Origin of the sequence: Mesorhizobium huakuii, assembly GCF_030160235.1 — a bacterium.
Lineage (GTDB): Bacteria > Pseudomonadota > Alphaproteobacteria > Rhizobiales > Rhizobiaceae > Mesorhizobium > Mesorhizobium huakuii.
Genome location: NZ_BSNY01000071.1, coordinates 193,226 through 199,856, shown reverse-complemented (window position 1 = coordinate 199,856; position 6,631 = coordinate 193,226). Strand labels below are relative to the sequence as shown.

Genomic DNA, 6,631 nt, shown 5'->3' with positions numbered 1-6,631 from the left:
AATGGCTTAACGGACAGTGTTCGCTATCCGTTCACGTCCAACTGTTCAAGTTGGGCCAAGCTTTTCAGCCCAGTACGGCACCAGCGTTGCATGGATCGAACCGGTCACGGGGTCCTCGGGAATGCCCGCTGCCGGAGCGAAGTAGCGCGACACGAAATCATGGCCGCCGCCTCGCGCTGTCACAACGACACCGAGCGGGTCGAAGGCCGCGATCTTGAATAGGTCGGGAACGAAAGATCGCACGGCGGCTTCATCGGCAAGCTCGACGAACAGATTCTCGAAATTGCGAAAGCACGCGACTGGTCGGGCCGATACACTATGCTTGAGCGTGCGCGTCAATTCGACATCGAGCGGCTGTGGCGGGAAGCATGGCAGGTCAAGCCGATAAGCACCGTCATGTTGCGAAACTTTGATTTCGCCGACCCGCGTCGCAAAGGCCATGTCGCCAGAAACGTTGTATGCTTCAGCAAGCACATGCGCCGTGGCGAGCGTCGCGTGGCCACAGAACTCGGCCTCGTGCACCGGCGTAAACCAGCGCAAGTCCCAACCCGTGCCGTTCGGTCGCGCGAAGGCGGTTTCAGCCAGATTGTTCTCGTTGGCAACGGCCTGCATGACCTCTTCCGGCAGCCAGTCCTTCATAATGAGGACGGCCGCGGGGTTGCCCTGAAAAATCCGATCGGCAAATGCATCGGCCTGATACATGGTCAGTGTTGGCACATCTCTCTCCCGATCCGCCGTTGAGCATCCAGGCGGCAACGGCGCATTAGAAACTGATTTCTGGCCGGGTCACCATCAGCCAGAGAATGGCCAGCACAGCGCCAAAGGCCGGGAAGCCGCAGGCAAACCAGATGCGAAACAGGCGTTTCTCCTCGGCGGGCAGCGGCGCGTTTTCGATGGCCGCCTGCCGCGCCAGGTTGCGGATCCGGATCTGAATCCAGACCACCGGCAGCCAAAACAGGCCGGTCACGACATAAAGCAGCAAGGACAGCACGATCCAGCCTTCGTTGAGCGGCCAGCCCACGGCCCGCGCCAGCAGCATGCCCGTGATCGGCTGCACGATGACGGCGGTCGCCGTAAAAATCGTGTCGGCGATGACGACCGTGCCCGCGACATGGGCGACGAGATTGGCGCGGCCGCTGCGCTGCGCCATCACCATGAAGAAGGCGATGCCGGCGCCGGTGCCGAACAGAACCGTGGCGCCGATGACATGCGCCCAGCGCAATATGTCAACCCACGGGCTCATCGCTCGTCGAGCACCGCCAGAGCTACCAGCACCAGGCAAAGCGTGGGGATCGTCTTGACCAGCGGCCCCAGCGGATCAAGCCACAGGCCGGGGACAAGAAGCGTCGCACCCGCCAGATAGGACAGCGTGATCGCAATCATCGCCAGCAGCGCGCGCCGAGCCAGGGAGCGGACCACGACAGCCGCGCCAACCAGGATATCCGCCGCACTTCCGGCCAGGACCGCGATATGGGCGAGGCCGGCCGACACGCCATGCGAAACAAGGATATCCGCCGCCGCCTCTTGCCGCATCAGGCCGATGGCACCCGAAACAAGCCAGAAAAGGGACAGGCACGCGAAGATGACAGGCTTTGCCAGCCAGAGGCGGGCGAACCATCGTTCCTGGACGTTGGCGGGCATGTCGGCCAGCGTTGCTTCCAGCGGCTGAAGCGGACGGTCGGAAATTCGGTTCCAGGCCGCCGCATCCCCCGTGACGCCGCGCGCCACCGCGGCAAGGGCTGCGCTGCGCAGTGGCGACCGCCAGCCAAGCACGCCGAGCATATCAGCAACGGCGCCCGCAAGCCGGCCGAGAATGGCTGGCATCGGCACCACTCTCGCCGGCGGCAGACCAAGCCGCGCACGCAACGTGGAGAGGACCTCGGCGAGCGGTCTGGCATTGGCTTCGACGAGATCGACGGCAAGCCGGGGCGGCAGCGATCCGGCGACCGCGCGTCACACCGCTTCGGCAACGTCGGTGACAGCCACGGTCTGGATCGGCTGGCGCGGCATGACGGCCGGAATAAAACCGGGGAATGCCGCAAGGGCGCGCAGAAGTGCCGTCCCGCCATAGGCGGCCGGCGCGATCACCAGGCCCGGCCGCAGGATGGTCCACTCCAGCGAGGAGCTTGCGACGGCCTTGTCGCCTTGCGCCTTGGTGCTGAAGAAAGGATTTTCCGAAGCGAGATCGGCGCCGATCGCGGAGATCTGCGCAAAGCGGTGTACACCGGCCTGTTTGCAGGCCGCAACGAGTGCCACCACCGAGGCCCGGTGAACGGCGTCGAGGCTGTCGGGCGGGCCATCCTGCAAGGCGCCCGCCGCGTTGACCACCGCGTCCATTCCGGCAACCACCGGCCGCCAGACTTCGGCGGCCAGCAGTTTCGACATGTCCGCCGCGATCCAGTGAACCGCCGGCCGGCGTCGCCCGGCATCCCTGATATCGCGGCCGAGACCGGTCACATGATGCCCGTCGCGAAGCAGACGACCGATGATAGCGTCCCCGATCAACCCATAGCCGCCGAGGACGAGAATTTTCATATCATGGCTTTCAGGCCGCTTCGAGCGCCGCCTTCACAGCCGCTATCGCATCATTGGCCTTCGAGGCATCCGGGCCGCCGGCCTGGGCCATGTCGGGCCGACCGCCACCACCTTGCCCGCCCAAGGCGGCGGAGGCGACGCGCACCAAGTCGACAGCGCTGAAGCGGCCGACGAGGTCGTCGGTGACGGCGACGACGACGCTTGCCTTATTGTCCTCACCGGCACCGACGAAGACGACCACGCCGGAGCCGAGCGAGGTCTTGCCGGCATCGGCCAGCGGCTTAAGATCCTTCGGCGAGACGCCGGAGACGGCCTTGCCGAGGAAGCCGACGCCGGCGACCGTCTCGTTCTCCGAGGGCGCACCCGCCGCGGCACCGCCGCCGAGCGCCAGTTTCTTGCGCGCTTCGGTCAGGTCCTTCTCGAGCTTCTTGCGCTCTTCGAGCAAGGCCTCGACGCGCGCCGGCACGTCGGCCGGCGAGATCTTCAGCACGGCTGCCGCCGCCTTCAGGCGCCGATCCTGCTCGTCGAGATGTTTTCTGGCCGCCTCGCCGGTCAGCGCCTCGATGCGGCGCACGCCGGCGGCGACCGCGCTGTCGGAGACGACGCGGACGAGGCCGATATCGCCGGTCGCCCTGACATGGGTGCCGCCGCAGAGTTCGACCGAATAGGGCCGGTTGGCCTTGGCGCCATGCAGCCCCGTGCCCATCGACACGACGCGCACCTCGTCGCCATACTTCTCGCCGAACAGCGCCATGGCGCCCTCGGCGATGGCGTCGTCGACCGACATCAGGCGCGTGGTCACCGGGCTGTTCTGCACGACGATTTCGTTGGCCATGCGCTCGACCTCTTCAAGCTCCTCTGCCGAGATCGGCTTGTTGTGCGAGATGTCGAAGCGCAGGCGCTCCGGCGCGACCAGCGAGCCCTTCTGCGCGACATGGTTGCCCAGCACCTCGCGCAGCGCTTCATGGATCAGATGCGTGGCGGAGTGGTTGGCCCGCAGCCTGGTGCGGCGCGCATGGTCCACCTTGAGCTCGACGGCAGCGCCGGTCTTGACCGTGCCGCTCGCCACCTTGCCCAGATGCACGAACAGCCCGTCGGCCTTCTTCTGCGTATCGGCGATCTCGATCGAGAACCCTTCGCCCGAGATGATGCCGGTGTCGCCCATCTGGCCGCCGGACTCGCCATAGAACGGCGTCTGGTTGACGACCACGGCAATGGCGTCGCCCTTGCCGGCGCTGTCCACGGTCTTGCCGTCCTTGACCAGCGCCTGGATGAGGCCTTCCGCCTGCTCTGTCTCGTAGCCGAGGAATTCGGTGGCGCCGGTCTGTTCGCGCACGGAGAACCACACCGTTTCGGTGGCGGCTTCGCCGGAGCCGGTCCAGTGCTTGCGCGCCTCGGCCTTTTGCTGCTCCATCGCGTTGGTGAAGCCGGCCAGATCGACCGAGATGTTGCGCTGGCGCAGCGCGTCCTGCGTCAGGTCGAGCGGGAAACCGTAGGTGTCGTAGAGCTTGAACGCCGTCTCGCCGTCCAGCATGTCGCCGGCATGGAGTGTCTCGGTTGCCTCCGATAGCAGGCCGAGGCCGCGCACCAGCGTCTTGCGGAAGCGCGTCTCCTCGAGCTTCAGCGTCTCGGTGATCAGCTGTTCGCCGCGCGGCAGTTCGGGATAGGCCTGGCCCATCTCGCGCACCAGCGCCGGCACCAGCTTCCACATCAGCGGCTCGTTCGCGCCGAGCAGCTGCGCGTGGCGCATGGCGCGGCGCATGATGCGGCGCAGGACGTAGCCGCGGCCTTCGTTCGACGGCAAGACACCGTCGGCGACCAGGAAGGAGGACGAGCGCAAATGATCGGCGATGACCCGGTAGGACGCCACCGTTTCCGCATCAGGCGCGCGCCCGAGCGCCGAAGACGCCGCATCGATCAGGTGCCGGAACAGGTCGGTCTCGAAGACGCTTTCCACGCCTTGCAGGATAGAGGCCATGCGCTCCAGGCCCATGCCGGTGTCGATGGACGGGCGCGGCAGGTCGATGCGCTCCTCCTTCGTCACCTGTTCATACTGCATGAACACCAGGTTCCAGAATTCGAGGAAGCGGTCGCCATCCTCTTCCGGGCTGCCGGGAGGCCCGCCCCAGATGTGCTCGCCCCGATCGATGAAGATTTCCGAGCACGGCCCGCAAGGACCGGTATCGCCCATCGCCCAGAAATTGTCCGAGGTCGCGATGCGGATGATGCGATCGTCCGAGAAGCCGGCGATCTTCTTCCAGAAGCCGGCCGCCTCGTCATCGGTGTGGTAGACGGTGACCAGCAGCTTGTCCTTCTTCAGCCCGAACTCCTTGGTGATCAGGTTCCAGGCAAGCTCGATGGCGCGCTCCTTGAAATAGTCGCCGAAGGAGAAATTGCCGAGCATCTCGAAGAAGGTCAGGTGGCGCGCGGTGTAGCCGACATTGTCGAGGTCGTTGTGCTTGCCGCCGGCGCGAACGCTCTTCTGGGCGGTGGTGGCGCGCGAATAGGACCGCTTCTCCAGACCTGTGAAGACGTTCTTGAACTGCACCATGCCGGCATTGGTGAACATCAATGTCGGATCGTTGCGCGGCACGAGCGGGCTCGAGGCCACGACCTCGTGGCCCTCCTTGCGGAAATAGTCGAGAAAGGTCGACCGGATCTCGTTCACGCCACTCATGACTGCTGCCTTTTCGCGAAAACCGCCGGCGCGGCCGGCGGAAACTGGTCCCTGCTTTGCAGAAATAGACTTGGCCTTTTAGCGGGCACGCTCCAGCCTGTCCAGAAACACGGGACTGGGCCAATCCTGGGAGTCCATTGGTCCGCCAAAAACGAAAACCGCCGGCGCGAAGGCCGGCGGTTTTGGACGCGGTACTAAAGAACTCGATTACTTAAGCATCAGGCCATAGGCCACCTTTATGGCCGAACTCTGACCATTGCCTACATCGCGCCGGCTTCGTCCTCAAAACCGTCGTCGCCGCCTTCAGAGCCGCCATTCTCGAGGAACTTTTCGGCGATCAGCCCGGCATTCTGCCTGAGCGCCAGTTCGATCTCGCGTGCGGTATCGGGATTGTCGCGAAGGAACAGTTTTGCATTTTCGCGGCCCTGGCCGAGGCGCTGCGAATTGTAGGAGAACCAGGCGCCCGACTTCTCGACCACGCCGGCCTTGACGCCGAGATCGACCAGTTCGCCGGTCTTGGACACGCCCTCGCCATACATGATGTCGAACTCGACCACCTTGAAGGGCGGTGCCAGCTTGTTCTTGACCACCTTGACGCGGGTCTGGTTGCCGACGACCTCGTCGCGGTCCTTGACCGAGCCGATGCGGCGGATGTCGAGGCGCACCGACGCGTAGAATTTCAGCGCGTTGCCGCCGGTCGTGGTTTCGGGCGAGCCGAACATGACGCCGATCTTCATGCGGATCTGGTTGATGAAGATGACCATGGTGTTGGAGCGCGAGATCGAAGCGGTCAGCTTGCGCAGCGCCTGGCTCATCAGTCGAGCCTGCAGGCCCGGCAGCGAATCGCCCATCTCGCCTTCGATTTCGGCGCGCGGCGTCAGTGCCGCGACCGAATCGACCACCAGCACGTCGATGGCGCCGGAACGTACCAGCGTGTCGCAGATCTCCAGCGCCTGCTCACCGGTGTCGGGCTGCGAAATCAGCAGGTTTTCAAGGTCGACGCCGAGCTTGCGGGCATAGACCGGGTCGAGCGCGTGCTCCGCATCGACGAAGGCGCAGATGCCGCCTTTCTTCTGGGCTTCGGCCACCGTGTGCAGCGCCAGCGTCGTCTTGCCCGAGCTTTCCGGTCCGTAGATCTCGATGATGCGGCCGCGCGGCAGGCCACCAACGCCAAGCGCGATGTCGAGGCCGAGCGAGCCAGTCGGCACCGTTTCGATCTCGACGACCTGCTCGTTCGCGCCGAGCCGCATGATCGAGCCCTTGCCGAAAGCCCGCTCGATTTGCGACAGCGCCGCATCCAGAGCCTTTGATTTGTCCACTGCCTTGTCCTCTACAAGCCGCAAAGAATTCTGAGCCATGATACATCACCCCTTGGTCGTCAATGAAGGCCGGACAATCCGTAATCCCTGCCATTTTGTA

General features: G+C 64.7%; 6 protein-coding genes. All 6 read right to left on the bottom strand.

The window, feature by feature from the left end:
- Positions 1 to 45 precede the first annotated feature (45 nt).
- Positions 46 to 717 carry a PhzF family phenazine biosynthesis protein gene (locus QQK95_RS33220; RefSeq protein ID WP_284278807.1) on the bottom strand — a complete coding sequence of 224 codons (672 nt, stop codon included), beginning with the start codon at positions 715 to 717 and terminating at the stop codon, positions 46 to 48.
- Positions 718 to 763: 46 nt separating this feature from the next.
- Complete coding sequence (locus tag QQK95_RS33215) at positions 764 to 1,243, bottom strand: DUF2269 family protein (protein ID WP_284278806.1); 480 nt, start codon at positions 1,241 to 1,243, stop codon at positions 764 to 766.
- Positions 1,240 to 1,824, bottom strand: coding sequence for a DoxX-like family protein (locus QQK95_RS33210; protein WP_284278803.1), 585 nt, complete (start codon positions 1,822 to 1,824; stop codon positions 1,240 to 1,242). Before QQK95_RS33210 ends, QQK95_RS33215 begins: the two co-directional genes overlap by 4 nt.
- 129 nt (positions 1,825 to 1,953) lie before the next feature.
- Positions 1,954 to 2,535, bottom strand: a complete 582-nt coding sequence (locus QQK95_RS33205; RefSeq protein ID WP_284278801.1) for an NAD(P)H-binding protein — start codon at positions 2,533 to 2,535, stop codon at positions 1,954 to 1,956.
- Positions 2,536 to 2,545: 10 nt separating this feature from the next.
- Positions 2,546 to 5,212: an alanine--tRNA ligase gene (gene alaS, locus QQK95_RS33200; protein ID WP_284278798.1), complete on the bottom strand. Its 2,667-nt coding sequence runs from the start codon at positions 5,210 to 5,212 to the stop codon at positions 2,546 to 2,548.
- 260 nt (positions 5,213 to 5,472) lie between these two features.
- Positions 5,473 to 6,570, bottom strand: a complete 1,098-nt coding sequence (recA, locus tag QQK95_RS33195; protein WP_010909075.1) for a recombinase RecA — start codon at positions 6,568 to 6,570, stop codon at positions 5,473 to 5,475.
- Positions 6,571 to 6,631: the final 61 nt, after the last annotated feature.